Genomic DNA, 20530 nt, shown 5'->3' on the forward strand with positions numbered 1-20530 from the left:
CCGCGGTTTCGCATGCCTCGCGTAAAACCGCGCATACCCTGACCATGGGACAGCCCGCGTCGAGCGTGAGGAGTTCTCAGGTGCTCAAGGGTCGGACCGGGATGGCGAGTGCGGCGGTCATCGGGGCGGTGGTGATCGCCGCGGCGGGCTGCTCGTCCGGCGGCGACGGCGGCAAGGCCGGGGACGGCGGCAAGGGCGGCGACGCCGTGAAGCTGGACATCACGCCGGCGACCGGCACCAGGCAGGCCGCGCCCGACAAGCCCGTCACGGTCACCGCCGCCAACGGGAGGCTCACCGGCGTGACCCTCACCTACGGCAAGAAGAAGACGAAGGCCGAGGGCACGCTCGCGCAGGACCGCACCTCCTGGAAGTCGGCGTGGACGCTGCGGCCGTCCACCACGTACACGGTCACCGCGCAGGGCACTGGGGAGGACGGCAAGCAGGTCACCGCCACGTCCACGTTCACGACGCTGACGCCGGAGAAGAAGCTGGAGAGCGGCATGTCGCCGCTGGACGGCGAGACCGTCGGCGTCGGCATGCCGGTGCAGGTGCTGCTGTCCAGGCCCGTGAGCACCAAGGCCGGCAAGGTGGCGGTCGAGAAGGCGCTCGAAGTCCGCATGTCGAAGCCGGTCGAGGGCGCCTGGTACTGGGTCAGTGACAAGGAGGTCGACTTCCGGCCCCGCGAGTACTGGCCCTCCGGTCAGAAGGTGGAGGTCGTCGCGCACCTGGCGGGACTGAAGGCCGGCGAGGGCATGTACGGGATGAAGGACCGCAGCGTCAGCTTCACGGTGGGCCCGCGGCACGTCACCACGATCGACGCCAAGAAGCACCGCGCGACGGTGACCGACGGCGGCAAGACCGTGCGGACGATGAAGGTCAGCCTGGGCAAGCCGGGCCACGACAGCTACAGCGGCACGATGATCGCCCAGGAGAAGGCGGCGAAGATCATCATGGACTCGTCCACCACCGGGAACCCGGGCGAGTACCGGATCCCGACCAAGTGGAACGTCCGGCTCACCTACAGCGGGACGTTCGTGCACTCGGCGCCGTGGTCGACCGACTCGCAGGGCAACGACAACGTCAGCCACGGGTGCGTGAACGCCTCGCCCTCGGACGCCAAGTGGTTCTACGACTTCACCAACCGCGGCGACATCGTGAAGGTGACCGGAACGTCGCGGCAGCTGCGGTTCGGGAACGGCCCGACCCCGTGGGCGAAGGACTGGGACGGCTGGCTCGCGGGCAGCGCGACCGGCAAGCCGGTCACGGGCGCGCCGCTGACGTGAGGTGCGCCAGGCAGGCGCCGGGTTCGGCGAACGGCTCCAGCCGGTCGGCCGCGACGGGCGCGTCCAGCTCCGCGAGCGCCCCCTGCATGAGCCCGAGATGGACGTCGCAGACCAGCCGCCCGTACTCCTCGGCCAGTTCGAGGAACGGGCAGTGCCGGAGCCGGATGACGCCCCCGTCGGGGCGCGGGGCGAAGTCCAGGTCGTCCAGCAGCGCGGTGAGGCGGCCGGTGGCCTCCTCCCCGGTCACCGGCCGGAACGGCGGAGGGCGCTCCACGAGGTAGCGGCCCCATTCTCGTCCGGCCTGGACGGCGTCGGAGCGGCCATCGGCGCCCTCGGCGGCCAGGCGGCTGAGCAGGATCTGGGCGAGGAGGCGGTAGCCGCGGGCGCCGCCTCGGTCCATGCCGGGCCGCGGGGCGTAGACGGTCCGCGGGCGGCCCGGGCCGGACGCCTGCTCGACGGTGCGCTCGACCGCGCCCTCGGCGGCGAGGGCGTCCAGGTGGAAGCGCGCGGTGTTGACGTGGACGCCGAGGCGCTCGGCGACCTCGGTGACGCCGAGCGGGGAGCCCTCGTCACGCAGGACGTCCAGGACCTCGCGGCGGCGCGGCGACTTCTCGGGGCGGGGGCGTTCGGACGGCATGCCGCTCATCCTCCCCCCGCCGGCGGCAGTGCCGCGACGAGGGAGTGGTCGCGGTCGAGCACACCCAGCCTGCCCGCGCCTCCCGGCGAGCCGAGGTCGTCGAAGAACTCGGCGTTGGCGGCGGTGTAGGCCTCCCATTTCTCCGGGAGGTCGTCCTCGTAGTAGATCGCCTCGACCGGGCAGACCGGCTCGCACGCGCCGCAGTCGACGCACTCGTCCGGGTGGATGTAGAGCATGCGCTCGCCCTCGTAGATGCAGTCGACCGGGCATTCGTCGACGCAGGCCCGGTCCTTGACGTCCACGCACGGCTCGGCGATCACATAGGTCACGGCGCCCTCCTCGCGAATTAATACAATAATACATGTACTAATTGTGCGAGGAGGGCGCCGCCCGTCAGCGGGCTCCGGCCAGCGGTCCGCCGCACGGTGGGGGCCGCCCCATGGAGAAAACCGCGGACGGGGTTGACAGTTTTGATTGGTGTATCAATAATGAAGCCATGGCAACGACACGGGGCACTCGCAGACCCACCGCCGAGGAGCGCCGTGAGCAGGTGCTCGAAGCCGGGATCAGCGTGTTCGCCGAGTTCGGGTACCACGCCACCAAGACCGCCGACGTCGCCAAGCGGGCCGGCATCTCCCAGCCCTACATCTACGCCCTGTTCGACGACAAGAAGGCCCTGTTCCTCGCCTGCCTGCAACGCTCGCGCGAGCAGATCCGGGACGCGTTCGCGGCGGCCTGGACGCAGCGCGACACCCCGGAGGAGACGCTCGCCGTGCTCGGCCGGACCTACCGCGGCCTCCTCGGCGACACCGACGCGCGGCGCCTCCAGATGCAGGGGTACGCCGCCTCCGCCGATCCGGAGATCCGCGAGTTCATGAGGCGCGGCTTCATCGAGGTCTCCGACATGCTCAGGGAGCGGACGGGGGCCGACCACGCGACGGTGGCCCGCTTCATGGCCGCCGGCAACCTCCTGAACCTCGGTGCCGTGCTCGACCTCCCGTCCGAGTACACCGACATGGTCTTCTGACCCCCCCGCCCCGCCGCGGCGGGGTTCCTTTTCGGCGACTCATTTATAGGTCTATCAATCAATTGGAGCCTCAGTGTCCTCCCCCACCGCAACACCCGCCGCGCCGTCGAGCGCCCCGCCGATCGCGCAGGCTCCCACCGCCTACCCGCGCCGCTGGTACACGCTGGCCGTGCTGTGCCTGTCGCTGCTCGTGATCGTCGTCGACACGACGATCGTCAACGTCGCGATCCCCACCCTGTCCTCCTCACTCGGCGCCGGCGCCGGGGAGCTGGCGTGGATCGTCGACTCCTACACCCTGGTCTTCGCCGCCCTGCTGCTGCCCGCCGGAACCCTCGGCGACAGGTTCGGCCGGCACCGCGCGCTCGCCGCCGGAATGCTGGTGTTCGGCGCCGGATCGCTCGGCGCCGCGGTGTCGTCCACCGCCGGGCAGCTGATCGCGGCCCGCGCGGTCATGGGCGCCGGCGCCGCGCTGATCATGCCCGCGACGCTGGCGCTGCTGACCGCCGTGTTCACCGACCCGCGCGAGCGGGCGAAGGCGATCGGCCTGTGGTCGGCGGTGAGCGGCCTCGGCGTGGCGATCGGCCCGACGGCGGGCGGCTGGCTGCTCCAGCACTACTCGTGGGGCGCGATCTTCGCGGTGAACCTGCCGGTCGTCCTCGTCGCGCTGGTCGCGGGACGGCTCCTCGTGCCGGCCTCGTCCGCGCCGCACCGGCCGCGCATCGACGCGACAGGCGCGGTGCTCGCCGCGGCCGGGCTGGGCTCGCTCACCTACGCGGTCATCGAGGCGGGCGAGAGCGGGTGGGCGACGTCCGGGACGCTGCTGCGCTTCGCGGCCGCGACCGTCCTGCTGGCGGCCTTCGGCGTCTCCCAGGTCCGCGGCGCCCAGCCCATGCTGGATCTGAGCCTGTTCCGGGACGGGCGGTTCACCGCAGCCGCGGTCTCGGTGATGGTGCTGTTCTTCGGGCTCGCCGGAGTCACCTTCGTCCTCACGCAGATCTACCAGTTCGTCCTCGGTTACTCGCCGCTGGAGGCCGGGGTCCGGGCGCTGCCCGGCGCGCTCGCGCTGACCGTGGCGTCCCCCGCCGGGACCCGGCTCGCCGCCCGGTTCGGGATCCGCGCCGCGATGGCGGCCGGGCTGCTGACCGCCGCCGCGGGGCTGGTCTTCTTCGCCACCGCGTCCGGCGGGACCGGCTACGTCCACTACGTGATCGCAGCGATGGTGCTGTGCGCCGGGATCGGGCTGACCATGGCCCCGGCCACCCAGGCGGTCATGACCTCGCTGCCGCCCGACAAGACCGGCGTCGGCTCGGCGGTCAGCAACACCACCCGCAACCTCGGCACCGTCCTCGGCGTCGCGGTCGTCGGCAGCATCGCCGCCACCGCCTACTCCGGCTCCATGCCGGACGGCGCCGCGGGCGAGTCGGTCGGCGCCGCCGCCGGGATCGCGCGGCACCTGCCCGCGCCCGCCGCGGCCTCGCTGCGGGAGACCGCCGCGCAGGCGTTCGTCCACGGCGCCGGCCTCGGCGTGCTGGTCACGGCGGCCGTCATCCTGGTCACCACGGCGCTCGCCGTCCGGTACTTGCCCGGCCGCGGCTGAGCCGTCCCGCCCGAGGGGCCGCGCGGAACCCGCGCGGCCCCTCGGCATGCCCGCATACCAAAGTCGATGGGCACCGCGACCTGCGGCCACTGGCGGAAGCGGGGCGTCTGGCTACCGTTGGGGCCGTGACCCTCAGGCGATCGTGGCGCGAATGGCTGGACGACGCGGGGCTGGCCGCCGGCGCGGGGATGCTCGGCGTGCTGCTGCTCCTCGGCACGCTGGAGGACCCTCCCGCGGGCGAGACGATCTCCGTCCCGCGCGACCTGGCGTTCGGCGGGCTGCACTGCGCCGCCCTCCTGCTGTTCCGCCGCCGGTACCCGGTCGCCGTCGCGGTGACGATGACCTTCACGCAGTGGACGGCGACCACGGCGCTCGGCGCCACCGCGGTCGCGATGTACTCGCTGGCGATGCTCCGCCCCTGGCGGACGCTCCTGCCGATCGCCGCGGCCAACCTCGCGCTGATCCTGGCGCTGTTCCGGATCACCTCGCCCGACCACCAGTTCCGCCAGGGCGCCGTCACGTTCGCTCTCCTGTACCTGGTGCTGATCACCGCGGGGATGCTCGTCCGCTCCCGGCGCCAGCTGATCGCGTCGCTGGAGGAGCGGGCCCGGGCCGCCGAGACCGAGCAGCGCCTGCGGGTCGAGGAGGCGCGGCTGCTGGAGCGCGAGCGCATCGCCCGCGAGATGCACGACGTCCTCGCGCACCGGATCTCGCTGCTGGCCGTGCACGCGGGGGCGCTGGAGTTCCGCCCGGACGCGCCCGCCGACCAGCGCGAGGCCGCCGGGATCATCCGGCAGAACGCCTACGAGGCGATGGAGGACCTGCGCGAGGTGATCGGCGTGCTGCGGGACGACGCGGCCGGGGCGGAGCCCGAGCGGCCCCAGCCGACGCTCGGCGACGTGGCCGCGCTCGTCCAGGAGTCGCGGCGCGCCGGGGGCCGCGTCACCCTGGAGGAGGACGTCCCGGATCCGGGCCGGATCCCGTCCCGGGTCGGCCGGCACGCCTACCGGATCGTCCAGGAGGGGCTGACCAACGCGCGCAAGCACGCGCCCGGCGCCCGGGTCCGGGTGACGCTCGCCGCCGGGAGCGACCTGGACATCGAGATCGTCAACGCCGTGCCGCCGGGCCCGCCCGCGCTCCCGCTGCCCGGCTCCGGCGCGGGGCTCGTCGGGCTCGCCGAGCGCGTGGCGCTGCTGGGCGGGGCGCTGGAGCACGGCCGCACCGGGGACGGCCGGTTCCGGTTGCGCGCCCGCCTCCCGCTGGAGACCGCGCATGGTGCCGGGGCCGCTGGGAAGGGTGATACGCATGGCAGCGAACTCCTCTGAGCGGCCGGTGCTGGAAGAGCTCGACCGCGCCGAGTGCCTGCGGCTCATCTCGGACGGCGTCATCGGCCGCGTCGCGTTCGACGACGGCGAGGGGCCGACGGTCATCCCGGTGAACTACGCGGTCGCCGACGAGGCGGTGGTCTTCCGCACGTCGGTGTCCGGCCGGCTGAGCCACAGCCTGCTGACGTCCGTCGTCGGCGGCGAGGTGCGGGCGGCGTTCCAGGTCGACCGGTTCGACGAGGCGAGCCATGCGGGCTGGAGCGTGCTCCTGCGCGGCGGCGCCCACGCCCTGACGGAGGAGGAGAAGGCCGAGATCCCGCGGGTGGATCCCTGGCCCGGCGGCGACCGGGAGGCGTGGTTCCGGCTCGCGGCGACGGAGGTCAGCGGGCGCCGCCTGCGCCGGCCCTGACCCGGCCCGCGGGCCGTAGGGTGATCGGATGGACTCCCCTCACGTCCGGGTGCTGATCGTGGACGACGACGCGCTCGTCCGCGCCGGGCTGTCGATGATGCTGTCGAGCGCCGAGGACCTGGAGGTCGTCGCCGACGTCTCCGACGGCGCCGAGGTCGTCGCCGCGGTCAACCAGCACCGTCCCGACGTCGTGCTGATGGACATCCGGATGCCGCGGGTGGACGGTCTCGCCGCGACCGGGCTGCTGCGCTCCCGCCGCGACCCGCCCGAGATCATCATCTTGACGACGTTCGACACCGACGACCACATCCTGCGGGCGATGCGGGCGGGGGCCAGCGGATTCCTGCTGAAGCACACCCCGCCGCCGGAGATCGTCCGGGCGATCCGGCAGGTCGCGGCGGGCGAGCCGATGATGTCGCCGGCGGTGCTGCGCAAGATGATGTCGTACGTGGCCGAGAGCGGCGCCGACCCGCGCCGGGCCCGCGCCCGCGAGCTGCTCGGCCGGCTGAGCGACGGCGAGCGGGCGGTGGCCGCCCTCGTCGGGCGCGGCCGGACCAACAGCGAGATCGGCCGGGAGCTGTCGCTCAGCGTCGCCACCGTGAAGGCGTACGTGTCGCGCCTGCTGACGAAGCTGGAGCTGAACAACCGCGTCCAGATCGCGCTGCTCGTCCACGACGCCGCCCTCGACGACTAGGGACGTGATCGAGACCTCGTCCACCGGACCTCGCCGCGTGCGGCTCCCAAGCCGTCCATCAGCACGGCGAGGAAGGCCCCGGTCAGCTCCTCGGACGGGGGCCGGTGGCGCGCGATCACCGTCGCCGCCCCGAGTCCGGCCCTGGCTGCGATGGCTTCGACGGTGAGGGTGGCTCCCGGCTCGGCCAGCAGTGCGGTGGCCGCCTGGAGCGCGACCTCGCATCGCCTTCGACACCCTGGACCCGATGTCCACCGAGATCATGCGCGGTGACCTGATCGCGCTGCTGCACGAGGTGACCGGCGCCGAGTACCTGTTCGGCGATTCGATCCGCGGTCTGGAGCAGGATGGCGACGCCGTGACGGTCGCCTTCGAGCACGGGCCCACCCGCCGCTTCGACCTCGTCGCCGGTGCCGACGGAATGCACTCCAACGTCCGTCGGCTCGCCTTCGGGCCGGGGCAGGCGCAGAGCCGGCGACAATAGGCGCCTATCTCCTCGCTGGAGAACTCGCCGCCGCGGGAGGTGACCACCACACCGCGTTCGCCCGCTACGACGCCGCCCACCGTCCGTTGGTCGCCAAGAGACAGCAGATCGCCCCCGAACGTCCGCATGATCCCCAAAACCACTGCGGGCAGAAGACTGCGAGACGTTCTCGCCCGCTCCCCGCTGATCACCGCAATGGCACGGGTAGAACGCTTCACCCAGTCCAGACCCCGACCGCTGCCGACTCACATCGCGCGTGCTGCACTGCGGCCGAGGAGACAGTCACTACTGCACCGTCCAATGGACGGCGGGTGACCGCAGCGGCACCGAGCGAATGGAGATCAGCGCCGCCCCGGGCAGCACCATTCCCGTCCGCGTGCTCGGGGACGAGGTCGTGGACGCGCGCGTGGGCGCCTGGGTCTACACCATCGCGATGATGCTGCTGTTCCTGCTGACGGCGCTGGTGACCGTCGTCCTCCCGGCCGTCTGGTTCGCGCGACGGTCCCGTTCCCGTTCCCGCGTGCGGCGTCACCTGGACGAATCCGGAGAGCAGGTGCTGCGCGTGGGGCATGCGGCGATCCGGCACCGGGATGGGACGCTGTTCGCGAAGCTGCACTCCACGCACCCTGGTCCGGACTTCCCGCCCTTGTCGTGCCGGATCACGGTGACGTCGCCGGCGGGCGCACCGTACTACACGGTGGACTTCGGGGTCCCGGACTACCGTCGTGGTGAGACCGTGGCGTACGACCTGGACGGGCGGCTGATGGCCATCGTCCGGCGGCAGCTCATGCGCCCCGCGCACGCGGACGTCTTCGGGCCCGACGAGGACACGGCCCCGCTCGCCACCATCTCGCCGGCCGACCGGCTCGGTCCGGTGGAGAGGGCGGTGATCGGGCCGCAAGGCGAACGGCTGGGCACGGTACTCGCGGGCCAGGACGATGCCCTGGAGCCCACCGTGCTGGGCATCCGCCCCGGCGCGCCGGAGCCGCTGCGTGCCGGAGTACTCGGCTTCGCTCTCACCCGAGAACGCTTCTATCCAGGGCCACGACTGGAGCAGGCACACGACGAGTGGCTGAGAGAACGGGACCACCTCTTCTAGGTGACGGCATCGACCCATCAGCCATCTAGCCGCGCGGGGGCTTCGCCTGGCCGCGCGGGGCCAGGGGGACGTGCCTGAGCAGCAGCGCCGCGGCGAGGCCTGCGGCGAGGACGGGCAGTGCCGCGACGAACAGGGTGGAGAAGGCGTCCGCGAACGCCTCGGCGACACCGTCGCGGACCGGGGCGGGGAGCGTGCCGAGCACCTCGGGGCGGACGGCGTCGGCGTACGCGGGCGCCTGCCCGTCCGGGACGCGCCGGACGACCTCCTCGGCGAACCGGTGGGACACGATGGAGCCGAACACCGCCATCCCGGCGGCCGTCCCGAGCATGCGGGTCGCGAACACCCCGGAGCTGGCCGCGCCGAGATCCCCGGGCGGTGCCGCGTTCTGCGCGATCAGCAGGACGACCTGCTGGGACAGCCCGGCCCCGAACCCGAGGACGGCCATGAAGCAGCCGGCGGTGAACGGGCCGGTGCCGGCGTCCATGGTCGCCAGCAGCGCCACGCCCGCCGCGCTGATCGCCATGCCGGCGGCGGGCAGCCGGTGGTAGCGGCCGGTCCGGTGGATGCGGCGCCCGGCGGCCGCCGAGGCGGTGAGGAGCGCGGCCATCATCGGCAGGAGCAGCAGGCCCGACCGGGTGGCGTCCACTCCCTTGACGACCTGGAAGAACATCGGCAGATAGGTGGCGAGGCCGAAGCCGGTGGCGCCGCCGGCCGCGGCGACGGCGCAGGCCACGCTGAACGACCGGTCGCGGAACAGGCGCGGCGGGATGATCGGCTCGGCCGCCGTCCGCTCGGCGAGGACCCACGCCGCGAAGAGCACCGCCGCCGCGGCGGCCAGCCCGAGCACGACCGGCGACGTCCACGCGTGGCGCGTCCCGGCCCAGCTGGTGAGCAGGGTGAAGCAGGTGACCGCCGAGCCGAGCAGGACGATGCCGGCGACGTCGATCCGCGGCCGGCGGCGGGGCTTCGGCAGGCGCAGGAACAGCACGGTCGTGGCGGTGGCGGCGAGGCCGAGCGGCAGGTTGACGTAGAACACCCACCGCCATGAGGCGTGGTCGGTGAGGAACCCGCCGGCGAGCGGCCCCGCGATGCTGGAGACCGCGAAGATCGCCGCCGAGTAGCCCTGGTACCGGGCCCGCTCCCGCGGCTCGAACAGCTCGCCGGTGAGCGCGAACATCGAGCTCATCAGGCATCCGGCGGCGGCGCCCTGGACGGCGCGGAACACGATCAGCCAGGTCATGCTCGGCGCGGCGCCGCAGGCCGCCGACCCGGCGAGGAAGCCCAGCAGCCCGGTCAGCAGGACGGGACGGCGCCCGAACAGGTCCCCGAGCCGTCCCGACAGCGGGACGGTCACGCTGGTGGCCAGCACGTACGCGGTGGACACCCAGGCGATGCGGCCGAGCCCGCCGAGGTCCCCGACGATCGCCGGCAGCGCGGTGCCGAGCACCGTCGCGTCCAGCGAGGACATGAGCCCGGCGAGCATCAGCCCGCCGAAGACCAGCAGCCGCCGGCGGTGGGTCATCGGCGCCGTCGTCGCCACCATCAATGCACCTCGCAGTCATATGCTTTGAGCAAGTGAATGCTATGCGCACACAGATGAGTGACGCAACCTAGCTAGACTGGCCGCCATGGGCGACGAGGCACTGGACGCGGTCGAGCGGAGCATGGTCAAGTTGCGCCGGGGCATGTCGCGGCAGCGGCTCGGCAAGGCGGCGATCCGGGACCACAACCTCCCCGTGGACGTGCAGGTCCTGCACGTCGTGGACGTCGTGGACGAGGGCCCCGACCGGCCCGGGGAGGAGATGAGCGTCGGGCTGGTCGCGTCCCGGCTCGGCGTCGACGCCTCGCGCGGCAGCCGGATCGTCGCCGAGGCGGTCAAGTCCGGCTACATCCGCCGCGTCGCGTCCCAGGAGGACGGCCGGCGCATCCACCTGGAGCTGACCAGGGCCGGGCGGGCCGTCGTGGAGGCGACCCGCCGCACCCGGCAGGAGCATTTCGCCAAGGCCATGAGCGACTGGACGGACGAGGAGCGCGCCGAGTTCGCCCGCCTCCTCGCCCGCTTCGTCAACGGCTACGAGGGCTGAGCGTCCCGGGTTCCGAGCCGCCGCAGGGCGAGCAGGCCGCCGATCCCGGGGACGACGGCGCGCAGCCGGGCGCCCGGCACGGGCGGCTCCAGCAGGGTGAGCGCGATCACGGCGAGGTAGGCCGTGCCGTGCAGCGGCCCGACGAGGGAGGAGACCGCCGGCGCGTGCACGGTGGCCAGGTTGACCAGCAGGACGACCAGGGAGACGGCCTCGGCCGCCGCGGCGATCCGGAGGGCGCGCACCGGCCTCACGCTCCCGTGGTGGAGCCGGGGCGGACGATCATGAGCACGACGACGACCGCCCACAGCAGGTTGAAGGTCCCGGTGAGGCCGGCCAGGCGCGCCACCGCCGCGGCCGGGACGTCCCCGCCGGGCGCGAGGGCGAGCAGCCTGCGCTGTCCGGGCAGGATCGCCAGCGCGAGCAGCGCGGCGGCGGCCGCGGTCAGGACGATCGACACGATCAGCCACGCGTCGGTGAGCACCCCCATCTTCGCGCCGGTCGCGAGCCCGAAGGCCGGGACGGCGGCGCCGAGCACCGTGTAGCCGCGGCAGATGCGGTGCAGGAACGCGGGCGTCCCGTCGCCCGGTTCCGCCTGGCGCACGCAGCGCGGGAACACCGAGGCGGCGACGGCGACCGGTCCGATCGCCAGGATCGCCGCGAGGACGTGCACCGACAGCAGCACCTTGGTCATGACTCGGCCCTTCATAGGTCGGCTCTCAATATGTTTGCTGCCAATAGGTACCACGCCTACGCCCGCCATGTGTAGGCTGCCTACTCATGAGGGCCCGGATCACGAGAGCACGGACATGAGGGCGGACGCGGTGCGCGGGCATCTGGACGGCCTGCTGCTGGCCGTGCTGGAGCACGGGCCCCTGCACGGCTACGCGATCATCACCGCGGTGCAGCGCCGCAGCGGCGGCGCGCTGGAGCTGCGCACCGGCACGATCTACCCGACCCTGCAGCGGCTGGAGCGGCTCGGGTACCTGCGCAGCAGCTGGGACGCGGTCGGTGAGCGGCGGCGCCGCCGCTACGAGCTGACCGACGCGGGGCGGCGCGCCCTCGCCGAGGAGCGGGCGGCGTGGCGCGAGTTCACCGCCGCGATCGGCTCCGTCCTGAACCCCGCCACATGACCGCGCCCGGAGCCGACCCCGTCGAGGCGTGCGCCGAGGAGTACGCCGCCGCACTCGCGGGCGCCCTGCGCGGACCGGCCCGCGCCAAGGCGCGGATGGTCGAGGAGATCCGCGACGGGTTCGCCGACACCGTCACCGCCCACACCGGTGCGGGGCTGCCGCACGAGCACGCCGTCCGCCGGGCGGTGCACGAGTTCGGCACCGCCGACGAGCTGGCCCCCGGCTGCCAGCGGGAGCTGACCCTCGCCCAGACCCGCCGCACCGCCCGCGCCGCCGCGCTGGCCGTCCCGTTCCTCACCCTGTGCTGGCTGCTGATCTGGACGTCCGGGCCCGGCCACGGCTGGCCGCTGCGGCTGCTCGCCGTCCATGTCGCCTGCGTCGCCGTCACCGCCGGGCTCCTCGCCGCCGCCACCCTCGCCGCGACCGGCCCGGTCGCCCGCCGCGTGCCGGTGCCGTCCCGGCTGCCCCTGGCGGTCGCGTGGACCGGCACCGCGTCCGCCGTGGCCATGGGCCTCGCCGCGCTCGCCCTGGTCGTCTCCTCGGCGCTCGCCGGGGACTGGGGGCTGATGGTGCTCTCCGGCGGTTTCACCGCCGCGTCCCATGCCGTGGTCGCGGCCTCGTCCCGCGCATGCCGGGAATGCGCCCGGCTCCCGGGGTACGGCGCCGCCCGCGCCTGACGCCCGCCGCGTCATACTCCGGTTGCGGCCGCGGGGCGTCCGCCTACACCAGCGGTTGCGGGTCCGGGCCGGGGCGTTGGCCCGGGCGGAGGACGGTGCCGGACGTCCTCCGCGTCTACGCTGGCCGTATGGGTGGTGGCGGTCCCCTGCAGCGCGGTCGTTTCCGGGACGCGGCCCTGGCCGGCGGTGTCCTGCTGGTGGTGTCGGTCAGCAGCCTGAACTCGGTCATCGGCGCCGGCGACGAGCCGTGGCCGCGCACGGTGCTCGGCTGGGCGCTGATCCTCCTCACCTGCGGCGCGCTGTACTTCGCCCGCCGGCACCCGGTGGCCGTCGCCGCCCTGTCCCTGGTCACGACCGGGCTGTACTACGTCGCCAGCGTCAACGACGGCGGCCTGATGATCGCGCTCATCGTCGCCCTCTACCTGGTCGCGGCGGGCGGCAGGCTCCAGGCGGCCGTCGTCCTCGCCGCCCTCACCGTGATCTGCACCGGGACGGGGACGCTGCTCGGGAACGAGGACGTCAACGGCGTCGCGCTGTTCATGCTGACCGGATGGGTGGTGGCGATGGTCGCGCTCGGCTGGGTCCGGCACAGCCGCCTCGCCTACCTGAAGGAGGCCGAGCGGCGCGCCGCGGGCGAGGAGCGGCTGCGCATCGCCCGCGAGCTGCACGACGTCGTCGGACACCACCTCTCCCTCATCAACGTCCAGGCCGGGACGTCGCTGCACCGCTTCCACCGCGACCCGGCCCAGGGCGAGGCCGCGCTGGCCGCCATCAAGGAGACGAGCCGGGACGCCCTGCGCGACCTGCGCGCGACGCTCGGGGTGCTCCGGCAGGCCGACGAGGAGGCGCCGACGGCCCCCTCCCCGGGCCTGGACGCGCTCGGCGACCTGATCGGGTCCGCGCGGTCGGCGGGGCTCACCGTGCACGGCCGCGTCACCGCCGCCGCGGACCCGCCCACCGAGGTCGGTCTCGCCGCCTACCGGATCGTCCAGGAGTCCCTCACCAACGTCTCCCGGCACGCCGCCGCCGCGGAGGTCACCGTGACCGTCGAGCACGGGCCCGGCGAGCACGGGCGGGGCGAGCTGCTGGTCGAGGTCGCCGACGACGGCCCCGGCCAGGCCGCCGCCCCGGGCACGGGCAGCGGGCTGGACGGCATGCGGGAGCGGGCCCGCGCCCTCGGCGGCGAACTGACCGCGGGACCCGGGCCGCACGGCGGCTTCCTCGTCCGGGCCCGGCTCCCCTACCGGAACGAGGTGTCCGCACGGTGATCAAGCTGCTGCTGGCCGACGACCAGGGCCTGGTGCGGGCCGGGTTCCGCTCCATCCTCGACGACGAGGACGACATCACGGTGACCGGGGAGGCCGCCGACGGCGAGCGGGCCGTGGCCGCCTGCCGCGAGCTGCGCCCCGACGTGGCGCTGCTGGACGTCCGGATGCCCCGGATGGACGGCCTGGAGGCCGCCCGGCGCATCACCGCCGACCCGCGGCTGGACGGCGTCCACGTCGTCATCCTCACCACGTTCGACCTGGACGAGTACGTGTACGGCGCGCTGCGCGCCGGTGCCACCGGCTTCCTGCTGAAGGACACCGAGCCGGCCGAGCTGATCCACGCCGTGCGGGTCGCGGCGCGCGGCGACGCGCTGATCACCCCGTCCGTGACGCGGCGGCTCATCGGCGAGTTCGCCGGGCGGGTCGAGGTCCCCGAGCCCGGTCCCCGCCTGAAGTCCCTCACCGACCGCGAGCGCGAGGTCATGCTGCTCGTCGCCGCCGGGCAGAGCAACGACGAGATCGCGGGCCGGCTCGTCCTCAGCCCCGCCACCGTCAAGTCGCACGTCAGCCGCATCATGGCGAAGGTGGGCGCGCGCGACCGCGCCCAGCTGGTCGTGCTCGCCTACGAGTCGGGCATGGTCAACCCCCGCTGGATGCGACCCGGGAGGTAACCGGCCCGCCCGCCCCGCAACCGGCGGGGTGCCCCGGGTGCCGACCGCGGGCCGATGCGCGGCGACCTCCCGCGCCCGGACGCTGGGGCCATGAACGTCACCGGCGCATTCATCGGGTTCTTCGTCGGCGGAGCCGCGGGCTTCCTGCTGACCGAGACCGTGGGCGCGTTCTTCACCTTCGTCCTGGACCGCACGCTCGACGTCGACGGCACGCCCGTGCTGCTCGCCGCCTTCGTCGTCGTGCCGATCCTGTCCGCCCTGATCGGCGCCGCCGCCGGCGCCCGCATCTCGAAGCGAGGTTGACATGACCACCCCCGGCACTCCCCCGGCCGGCCGTTTCGGACGCCTGGCCGCCTGGTCGCAGCGCCACCGCTGGGCCGCGCTCGCGCTGTGGGTCGTCGTGGTCGCGGTGATCACCGTCGGCTCGCAGGCCGCCGGCACCGCCTACCACAACGACTTCGCGCTGCCCGGGACCGATTCGCAGGCCGCCGCCGACCTGATGACCGAGCACGGCTCCCGGGAGGCGGGCGCCACCGTCCAGATCGTCGCCGAGAACCCGCGGGGCCTCGCCGGCGACCGGCCGGGCATCGACGCGATGCTGGCCGGCGTGCGCGGGCTCCCGTCGGTCTCCGCCGTCGGTCCGCTGACGGTCTCGGAGTCCGGCACGATCGGCTACGCCACCGTCACGCTGGACAGGGCCGCGCAGGACGTTCCCGCGGACCGCGTCACCAAGATCATCGATACCGCGCGGGCCGCGTCCGGCGACGGCCTGCGGATCGAGCTCGGCGGCGACCCGGTCCGCGGCGCCGAGGAGGGCGGGGGCGGCGGGGCCGAAGGCGCGGGGATGCTGGCCGCGCTGGTCATCCTCGTGCTGCTGTTCGGCTCGCTCGTCGCCGCCGCGCTCCCGTTGGTCACCGCGCTGTTCGCGGTGGGCGGCGCGATCGGGCTGATCGCGCTGGCCTCGCACGCCTTCACGGTGGCCGACTTCACCCCGCCGATCATGATGCTGATCGGCCTCGGCGTCGGCGTCGACTACGCGCTGCTCATCTTCTACCGGTACCGGCAGGAGCTCCGCGAGGGCGCCGATACCGCCGCCGCGACCCGCCGGGCCCTGGACGCGGCCGGGCGGACGGTGTTCTTCGCCGGCTGCACGGTGATCATCGCGCTGCTCGGCCTGATCGCGCTCGGCCTCGGCTCGCTCCAGGGCGTCGCGCTGGCCGTGGCCCTGACCGTGCTGGTCACCATGGCGGCGTCGCTGACGCTGCTGCCCGCCCTGCTGGGCGTCTTCGGCGGGAGGATCCAGCGCCAGGTCCTCAAGAGGGCCGCGAAGGAGCGTCCGCGGGAGGGCGGCTGGCGCCGGCTGGCCTCGGCCGTCCAGCGCCGCCCTGTGCCCGCGCTGCTCGTCGCGGTCGCCGCGCTGCTCGCCCTCTCGGCACCGGCGCTGGACATGCGCCTCGGCTTCGCCGACGCCGGCAACGACGCCCCGTCCACGACCAGCAGGCAGGCCTACGACCTGCTCGCCGAGGGGTTCGGCCCCGGCTTCAACGGCCCGCTCATCGTGGTCGCCCAGGGCGACCCCGGGCCGCTCCGGCAGACGCTGACCGAGACCCCGGGCATCGCCGCCGCGACGCCGCCGCTGCCGTCCAAGGACGGGGCCGTGTCCGCCGTCATCGCCTACCCCACCACCGCGCCGCAGGACGAGGCCACCACCGCCCTCGCCCACGAGCTGCGCAATGAGGTGCTCCCGTCGCTGTCGGACCGCACCGGAACCGGCTACCTGGTCGGCGGCCCGACCGCGGCCGCGCAGGACTTCTCGGACTCGGTGTCGGCGCGGATGCCGCTGTTCGTGGCCGTCGTCGTCGGCCTGTCCGCCCTGCTGCTGATGGTGGTGTTCCGCTCGCTGCTGATCCCGGTCAAGGCCGCGCTGCTCAACCTGCTGTCCATCTCGGCCGCCCTCGGCGCGATCACCCTGGTCTTCCAGGACGGCCGGTTCGGCGCGCAGAGCGGCCCGATCGAGGCGTTCATCCCGGTGATGATCTTCGCGATCGTGTTCGGGCTGTCCATGGACTACGAGGTGTTCCTGGTGTCACGCGTCCACGAGGAGTGGGAGCGCACACGGGACCCGTCGCACGCCGTCAAGGAGGGGCTGGCCGCCACCGGCAAGGTCATCACGGCCGCCGCCGCCATCATGATCGTCGTGTTCGCGGCGTTCGTGCTCAGCCCCGACCGCATGCTCCAGCAGTTCGGCCTGGGCCTCGCCGTGGCCGTCCTCCTGGACGCCGTGGTCATCCGCTGCCTGATCGTCCCGGCCGTCATGGGCCTGCTCGGCAGGCACGCCTGGTGGCTGCCCGCGCCGCTCGCCCGGCGCCTGCCGAGGGTCGCGCTGGAGCGTCCCAGCGCGGGTCGCGCATAGCGGCGCCGCTTCGGGAAGGATCGTCGCATGGACATCGATCTCACCGGACGGACCGCCTTCGTGAGCGGCTCCACCCAGGGCATCGGCCGGGCCATCGCCGCGGGACTGGCGCGGTCCGGCGCCACGACCGTGATCAACGGACGGTCCGAGAAATCCGTCGCCGAGACGCTCCAGGCGCTCCGGGACGAGCTGCCCGGCGCCGGCCTGCGCGGCGTGGCCGAGCTTCGGCCACGACCGGCGGCGCCGTCCGGGTGGACGGAGGCTACATCGACGCGATCCTCCCCTGACCTCAGCGCCTCGCCGTCCGGGACGACCAGGGCTTTCAACCGCATGGTTTACAGACAGACGGCCTGCGGGGTAGCATCGTTTCAACCGTTGAGTTGAAAGTGAGGGCGATGACCACGGACACGCTGTCCCGGGTCTTCGCGGCCCTCGCGGATCCGACCCGGCGCGACATGGTGGCCCGGCTCTCGGAGGGCGACGTGACCGTGAGCCGGCTGGCCGAGCCGTACCGGATCTCGCTGCAGGCCGTCTACAAGCACCTGCGGGTCCTCGAGGACGCGGGGCTCGTCAGCCGGCCGCGGGGGCCGCAGCCCCGGCCGGTGCGCCTGGAGGTCGGCGCCCTCGACCTGATGGACGCCTGGATCGAACGCCACCGGAGCCGCGTCGAGCGGCGCTACCGCCGCCTCGACGCCGTCCTGGCGGAGATGGAGGGAGACGACAGTGAGCGATCTGAGAGAGACGGTCATCGAGGCCGACCCGAGGCTGCCGATCATCCGGATGACCCGTGACTTCGCCGCGGCGCCCGAGCGGGTGTTCCGCGCCCACACCGATCCCGAGCTGTTCGCCAGGTGGGTGGGCCCCGACGGCATGAGCACCCGTATCGAGCGCTGGGACGCCACCACCGGCGGCAGCTGGCGGTACGTCTCGACGCAGGACGGCGCAGAGTTCGGGTTCTACGGCTGCTTCCACGAGGTGCGGCCGGACCGCATCGTGCAGACCTTCACGTTCGAGGGCGAGCCCGACGGGGTCGCGCTCGAGACGCTGTGGTTCGACGACCTCGGAGGCGGCCGGACACGGCTGCGGGCGCAGTCGCTCGTCGACAGCTTCGAGGACCGCGACGCGTGGCTGCGCAGCGGCATGGAGGTCGGTGTCGAGCAGGGGTACGCCAAGCTGGAGAGGATGCTCGCCGATGGCGCTGCCCGATGACCCGGCCGAGCGGCACCGCCAGGTCGCCGGGGTGTTCACCGACCGCGTCCTCGGCACCCGGTCCTGGGACGTGCCGTCCCCGGTCGCGGACTGGACGGCGCGCGACGTCGTCCGCCACCTGACCGACTGGTTCCCCGGGTTCCTCGCCTCCGGCGCCGGGATCGACCTCCCCCGCGGGCCGTCCGTGGACGAGGACCCGGTGGAGGCGTGGCGGGTTCACAGCGACGGCGTGCAAGCGCTGCTGGACGATCCGGAGACGCCTGACCGGAAGCTCACCAACCCGCACATCGGCAGCCTTCCGCTGGACACAGCGATCGACCGGTTCTACACGGCCGACGTGTTCATGCACACCTGGGACCTCTCCAGGGCCACCGGCCAGGACGATGGCCTGGACCCCGACTTCTGCGCGCAACTCCTCGACGGGATGCGGCCGATAGAGGACGTTCTCCGGTCTTCCGGCCAGTACGGACCTCACGTCGACGTACCGGCCGATGCGGATGTCCAAACCCAGATGCTCGGATTCATCGGACGCGACCCGTTCTGGCGGAAACCCGGTCCGAACGGCATGTAAGCACCTCCTGCGCGGGCGGCGCCGGGCCCATCACCGACGCGCACCCGAGATCCATCGTGTTCTGGGGCGCCTCTATACCTGCTCTCTGTAGTCAGTTGATCACAGGTCGGGTTTGCTGGTGAGCACACACGGGCCCGGTGCCCTTACCACTGGAGGAAGCATGAAGATTCGGACTCCGCTGCGCTCGGCGGCGCTCACCGCGGCCGGCCTGCTCATGGCGTCTGGCCTGGCCGCGTTCGGACCCGCGGCGACGGCGAGCGCCTCGCAGACGGCCACGGCTCAGCCCTCGGTGTCCCGCACGTGCCCCTACGGGACGCACTGGAATTTCCTTCTTCAGAGGTGCGTGCACCACCACGGCCACCACCACGGCCACCACCACGGCGGCTGGCACCACGGCCACCACCACGGTCACCACCATGGTCACCACCACGGCCACCACCACCACGGCCGGTAAGGCGTAGACCGTCGCGCGGAATCCGCCGTCTCGCCCACTTGGGGCGGGGCGGCGGATTCATGCGCTCAGGCGAGCGCCGTGCACAGCGCGTCCAGGGCCCGCGGATAGGCGGAGGCAAGCGGGGTGCTGTAGCCGATGATCAACCCCTGCGGCCGCCCCGCGGAGTTCTGCCAGTGGTCGCGGAGGGGCATCAGCGCCAGCCCGAGGGACGCGGCACGGCGCATGAATCGCCTTCGTCCGGACCGCCGGCCGGCAGCACGATCAGGGCGTGCAGGCCCGCCGCGACGCCCTCGACGCGGACGTGCGGGACGCGGGAGCGGAGCGTCTCCACCAGCAGGTCGCGCCGCCGCCGGTAGCGGAGGCGGGAGGCCCGGATGTGGCGGTCGTAGGCGTTCGTCTCGATGAGGTCGGCGAGGACGAGCTGGGCGAGCGACTGGGTGTGGGCGTCGGCGAGGCGCTTGGCCTCCACGAAGGGCTCGACCAGGCGCGGCGGCAGCACCGTCCAGGCCAGGCGCAGCGCGGGGGCCAGGGTCTTGGACGCCGTCCCTCCGTAGACGACGTGATCCGGGGCGTTCCCCTGCACGGCGCCGACGGGCTGACGGTCGTAGCGGAACTCGCCGTCGTAGTCGTCCTCCACGACCAGGCCGCCGGTGTCGCGCGCCCAGGTGACGAAGGCGCGGCGGCGGTCCGGGCGGAGAGTGGCGCCGCACGGGTACTGATGCGCCGGAGTGAGCACTGCGGCTGCGGCGCGTTCGAGCGCCCCAGCACGCGCGCCCTGGTCGTCCACGGGGAGCGGTGCGACGTCCAGCCCTGCCCGCCGAACGATCGCACGGTGGAACGGGTGCCCAGGATCCTCCATCGCGAACGAGGCCGCGCCCGCGTCCCGCAGGATGGAGGCCAGGAGGCCGAGGGACTGGGCGTAGCCGGAGGTGACGACGATCCGCGCCGGGTCGGCGTGGACGCCCCGAGCCCGTCCGAGGTAGCCGGCCAGCGCCTCGCGCAGCTCGGGGCGGCCGCGCGGATCCGCGAGCGCGTGCGCCTCGGGGGGCGCCGTCGCCAGGACGCGGCGGGTCGACCGCAGCCAGGCCGTGGACGGGAACGTGCTCAGGTCGGGCCGTCCGGGCAGAAGGTCGTGCGCCGGCGGCTCCGCGCGCGGCCGGTCCGCCGGGGTGGGCAGGCCGGCCTCGGCGGAACGGAGGCCGGTCCGGCCCGGCGGGGCCGCGGAGCCGCCGGGGTGCACGTGGTCCGCCACGCGCGTGCCGGAGCCGGGGACGGCGACGATGTGACCTTCGGCGGTGAGCTGGTCGTAGGCGGCGCTCACGGTGCCGCGCGAGAAGCCGAGTTCCGCGGCGAGGGTGCGGGTCGAGGGGAGCGGTGCGCCGGGGGCGAGGCGCCCGGTGCCGATGGCGGCGCGGAGGGCGCGCTCCAGGCCGGCCCGGCGGCCGCCGGACGGATCGATGTCCAGATGCAGGTCGACGGAACCGGACCAAGATTTCGGCAT

27 protein-coding genes are annotated in these 20530 nt (G+C 73.7%); 20 read left to right on the plus strand and 7 right to left on the minus strand.

What is annotated here, in order from left to right:
• The first annotated feature begins 80 nt into the window (after positions 1-80).
• Positions 81-1283: an Ig-like domain-containing protein gene (locus ABGB11_RS27625; RefSeq protein ID WP_347637266.1), complete on the plus strand. Its 1203-nt coding sequence runs from the start codon at positions 81-83 to the stop codon at positions 1281-1283.
• Here ABGB11_RS27625 and ABGB11_RS27630 read toward each other — a convergent pair.
• Both ABGB11_RS27630 and fdxA read right to left on the minus strand, forming a co-directional pair.
• A complete protein-coding gene (locus ABGB11_RS27630; protein ID WP_347637268.1) occupies positions 1261-1920 on the minus strand; it encodes a helix-turn-helix domain-containing protein in 660 nt (219 codons plus the stop codon). The two genes, ABGB11_RS27625 and ABGB11_RS27630, sit on opposite strands and share 23 nt — an antisense overlap.
• A 5-nt stretch (positions 1921-1925) precedes the next feature.
• Positions 1926-2249 carry a ferredoxin gene (fdxA, locus tag ABGB11_RS27635; protein ID WP_347637270.1) on the minus strand — a complete coding sequence of 108 codons (324 nt, stop codon included), beginning with the start codon at positions 2247-2249 and terminating at the stop codon, positions 1926-1928.
• Positions 2250-2416: 167 nt separating this feature from the next.
• Between fdxA and ABGB11_RS27640 the strand changes: the two genes are divergently transcribed.
• The 7 genes from ABGB11_RS27640 to ABGB11_RS27670 all read left to right on the plus strand — a co-directional run bounded on the left by ABGB11_RS27640 (position 2417) and on the right by ABGB11_RS27670 (position 8552).
• Positions 2417-2947: a TetR/AcrR family transcriptional regulator gene (locus ABGB11_RS27640; protein ID WP_347637272.1), complete on the plus strand. Its 531-nt coding sequence runs from the start codon at positions 2417-2419 to the stop codon at positions 2945-2947.
• A gap of 73 nt (positions 2948-3020) precedes the next feature.
• The gene (locus ABGB11_RS27645) at positions 3021-4544 is read left to right on the plus strand and encodes a DHA2 family efflux MFS transporter permease subunit (protein WP_347637274.1); all 1524 of its coding nucleotides are present in this window, start codon (positions 3021-3023) and stop codon (positions 4542-4544) included.
• Positions 4545-4669: 125 nt separating this feature from the next.
• A complete protein-coding gene (locus ABGB11_RS27650; protein WP_347637276.1) occupies positions 4670-5869 on the plus strand; it encodes a histidine kinase in 1200 nt (399 codons plus the stop codon).
• Complete coding sequence (locus ABGB11_RS27655; protein ID WP_347637278.1) at positions 5850-6278, plus strand: pyridoxamine 5'-phosphate oxidase family protein; 429 nt, start codon at positions 5850-5852, stop codon at positions 6276-6278. The genes ABGB11_RS27650 and ABGB11_RS27655 overlap by 20 nt, the downstream gene beginning before the upstream one ends.
• Before the next feature lie 28 nt (positions 6279-6306).
• On the plus strand, positions 6307-6972 hold the full coding sequence (locus ABGB11_RS27660) for a response regulator transcription factor (RefSeq protein ID WP_024935121.1): 666 nt from the start codon (positions 6307-6309) through the stop codon (positions 6970-6972).
• A gap of 244 nt (positions 6973-7216) precedes the next feature.
• Positions 7217-7453 carry a hypothetical protein gene (locus ABGB11_RS27665; RefSeq protein ID WP_347637280.1) on the plus strand — a complete coding sequence of 79 codons (237 nt, stop codon included), beginning with the start codon at positions 7217-7219 and terminating at the stop codon, positions 7451-7453.
• A 334-nt stretch (positions 7454-7787) separates the two neighbouring features.
• A complete protein-coding gene (locus tag ABGB11_RS27670) occupies positions 7788-8552 on the plus strand; it encodes a hypothetical protein (protein ID WP_347637282.1) in 765 nt (254 codons plus the stop codon).
• 25 nt (positions 8553-8577) lie between these two features.
• Here ABGB11_RS27670 and ABGB11_RS27675 read toward each other — a convergent pair whose 3' ends face one another.
• Positions 8578-10095: an MDR family MFS transporter gene (locus ABGB11_RS27675; RefSeq protein WP_347637285.1), complete on the minus strand. Its 1518-nt coding sequence runs from the start codon at positions 10093-10095 to the stop codon at positions 8578-8580.
• Positions 10096-10180: 85 nt separating this feature from the next.
• Here ABGB11_RS27675 and ABGB11_RS27680 point away from each other — a divergent pair, with 85 nt between their 5' ends.
• Positions 10181-10636: a MarR family transcriptional regulator gene (locus ABGB11_RS27680; protein WP_347637287.1), complete on the plus strand. Its 456-nt coding sequence runs from the start codon at positions 10181-10183 to the stop codon at positions 10634-10636.
• Here ABGB11_RS27680 and ABGB11_RS27685 read toward each other — a convergent pair.
• Together ABGB11_RS27685 and ABGB11_RS27690 are read right to left on the minus strand one after the other, a co-directional pair.
• Complete coding sequence (locus ABGB11_RS27685; RefSeq protein ID WP_255267695.1) at positions 10624-10878, minus strand: DUF3817 domain-containing protein; 255 nt, start codon at positions 10876-10878, stop codon at positions 10624-10626. The genes ABGB11_RS27680 and ABGB11_RS27685 overlap by 13 nt on opposite strands.
• Before the next feature lie 5 nt (positions 10879-10883).
• Positions 10884-11327: a hypothetical protein gene (locus tag ABGB11_RS27690; protein ID WP_347637289.1), complete on the minus strand. Its 444-nt coding sequence runs from the start codon at positions 11325-11327 to the stop codon at positions 10884-10886.
• 115 nt (positions 11328-11442) lie between these two features.
• On the opposite strand from ABGB11_RS27690, the gene ABGB11_RS27695 reads away from it, so the two are divergent.
• The 11 genes from ABGB11_RS27695 (at position 11443) to ABGB11_RS27745 (ending at position 19029) form a co-directional block, all read left to right on the plus strand.
• The gene (locus tag ABGB11_RS27695) at positions 11443-11766 is read left to right on the plus strand and encodes a helix-turn-helix transcriptional regulator (RefSeq protein WP_347637291.1); all 324 of its coding nucleotides are present in this window, start codon (positions 11443-11445) and stop codon (positions 11764-11766) included.
• Positions 11763-12443, plus strand: a complete 681-nt coding sequence (locus ABGB11_RS27700; RefSeq protein ID WP_347637293.1) for a permease prefix domain 1-containing protein — start codon at positions 11763-11765, stop codon at positions 12441-12443. Before ABGB11_RS27695 ends, ABGB11_RS27700 begins: the two co-directional genes overlap by 4 nt.
• Positions 12444-12571: 128 nt before the next feature.
• Positions 12572-13711 (plus strand): sensor histidine kinase, encoded by a 1140-nt coding sequence (locus tag ABGB11_RS27705; RefSeq protein ID WP_347637295.1) that lies wholly within the window; start codon positions 12572-12574, stop codon positions 13709-13711.
• On the plus strand, positions 13708-14382 hold the full coding sequence (locus ABGB11_RS27710) for a response regulator transcription factor (RefSeq protein ID WP_347637297.1): 675 nt from the start codon (positions 13708-13710) through the stop codon (positions 14380-14382). Before ABGB11_RS27705 ends, ABGB11_RS27710 begins: the two co-directional genes overlap by 4 nt.
• 90 nt (positions 14383-14472) lie before the next feature.
• Entirely contained in the window at positions 14473-14685 is a 213-nt protein-coding gene (locus ABGB11_RS27715; protein ID WP_347637299.1) for a hypothetical protein, read from the plus strand.
• A 1-nt stretch (position 14686) separates the two neighbouring features.
• Entirely contained in the window at positions 14687-16795 is a 2109-nt protein-coding gene (locus ABGB11_RS27720) for an MMPL family transporter (RefSeq protein WP_347637301.1), read from the plus strand.
• Between the two features lie 27 nt (positions 16796-16822).
• Positions 16823-17179: an SDR family NAD(P)-dependent oxidoreductase gene (locus ABGB11_RS27725; RefSeq protein WP_347637303.1), complete on the plus strand. Its 357-nt coding sequence runs from the start codon at positions 16823-16825 to the stop codon at positions 17177-17179.
• An 11-nt stretch (positions 17180-17190) separates the two neighbouring features.
• Complete coding sequence (locus ABGB11_RS27730) at positions 17191-17586, plus strand: metalloregulator ArsR/SmtB family transcription factor (RefSeq protein ID WP_347637305.1); 396 nt, start codon at positions 17191-17193, stop codon at positions 17584-17586.
• On the plus strand, positions 17519-18004 hold the full coding sequence (locus tag ABGB11_RS27735) for an SRPBCC family protein (RefSeq protein ID WP_347637307.1): 486 nt from the start codon (positions 17519-17521) through the stop codon (positions 18002-18004). Before ABGB11_RS27730 ends, ABGB11_RS27735 begins: the two co-directional genes overlap by 68 nt.
• Positions 17988-18575: a TIGR03086 family metal-binding protein gene (locus tag ABGB11_RS27740; protein ID WP_347637309.1), complete on the plus strand. Its 588-nt coding sequence runs from the start codon at positions 17988-17990 to the stop codon at positions 18573-18575. The genes ABGB11_RS27735 and ABGB11_RS27740 overlap by 17 nt, the downstream gene beginning before the upstream one ends.
• 160 nt (positions 18576-18735) lie before the next feature.
• Positions 18736-19029 (plus strand): hypothetical protein, encoded by a 294-nt coding sequence (locus ABGB11_RS27745; RefSeq protein ID WP_347637311.1) that lies wholly within the window; start codon positions 18736-18738, stop codon positions 19027-19029.
• A gap of 65 nt (positions 19030-19094) precedes the next feature.
• On the opposite strand, the gene ABGB11_RS27750 is transcribed toward ABGB11_RS27745, so the two are convergent.
• The gene (locus ABGB11_RS27750; protein WP_347637313.1) at positions 19095-19253 is read right to left on the minus strand and encodes a hypothetical protein; all 159 of its coding nucleotides are present in this window, start codon (positions 19251-19253) and stop codon (positions 19095-19097) included.
• On the minus strand, positions 19220-20530 hold the full coding sequence (locus ABGB11_RS27755) for a PLP-dependent aminotransferase family protein (protein WP_347637315.1): 1311 nt from the start codon (positions 20528-20530) through the stop codon (positions 19220-19222). Before ABGB11_RS27755 ends, ABGB11_RS27750 begins: the two co-directional genes overlap by 34 nt.

Source organism: Actinomadura sp. B10D3 (assembly GCF_039871695.1).
In the GTDB taxonomy this organism is placed as follows: domain Bacteria; phylum Actinomycetota; class Actinomycetes; order Streptosporangiales; family Streptosporangiaceae; genus Spirillospora; species Spirillospora madurae.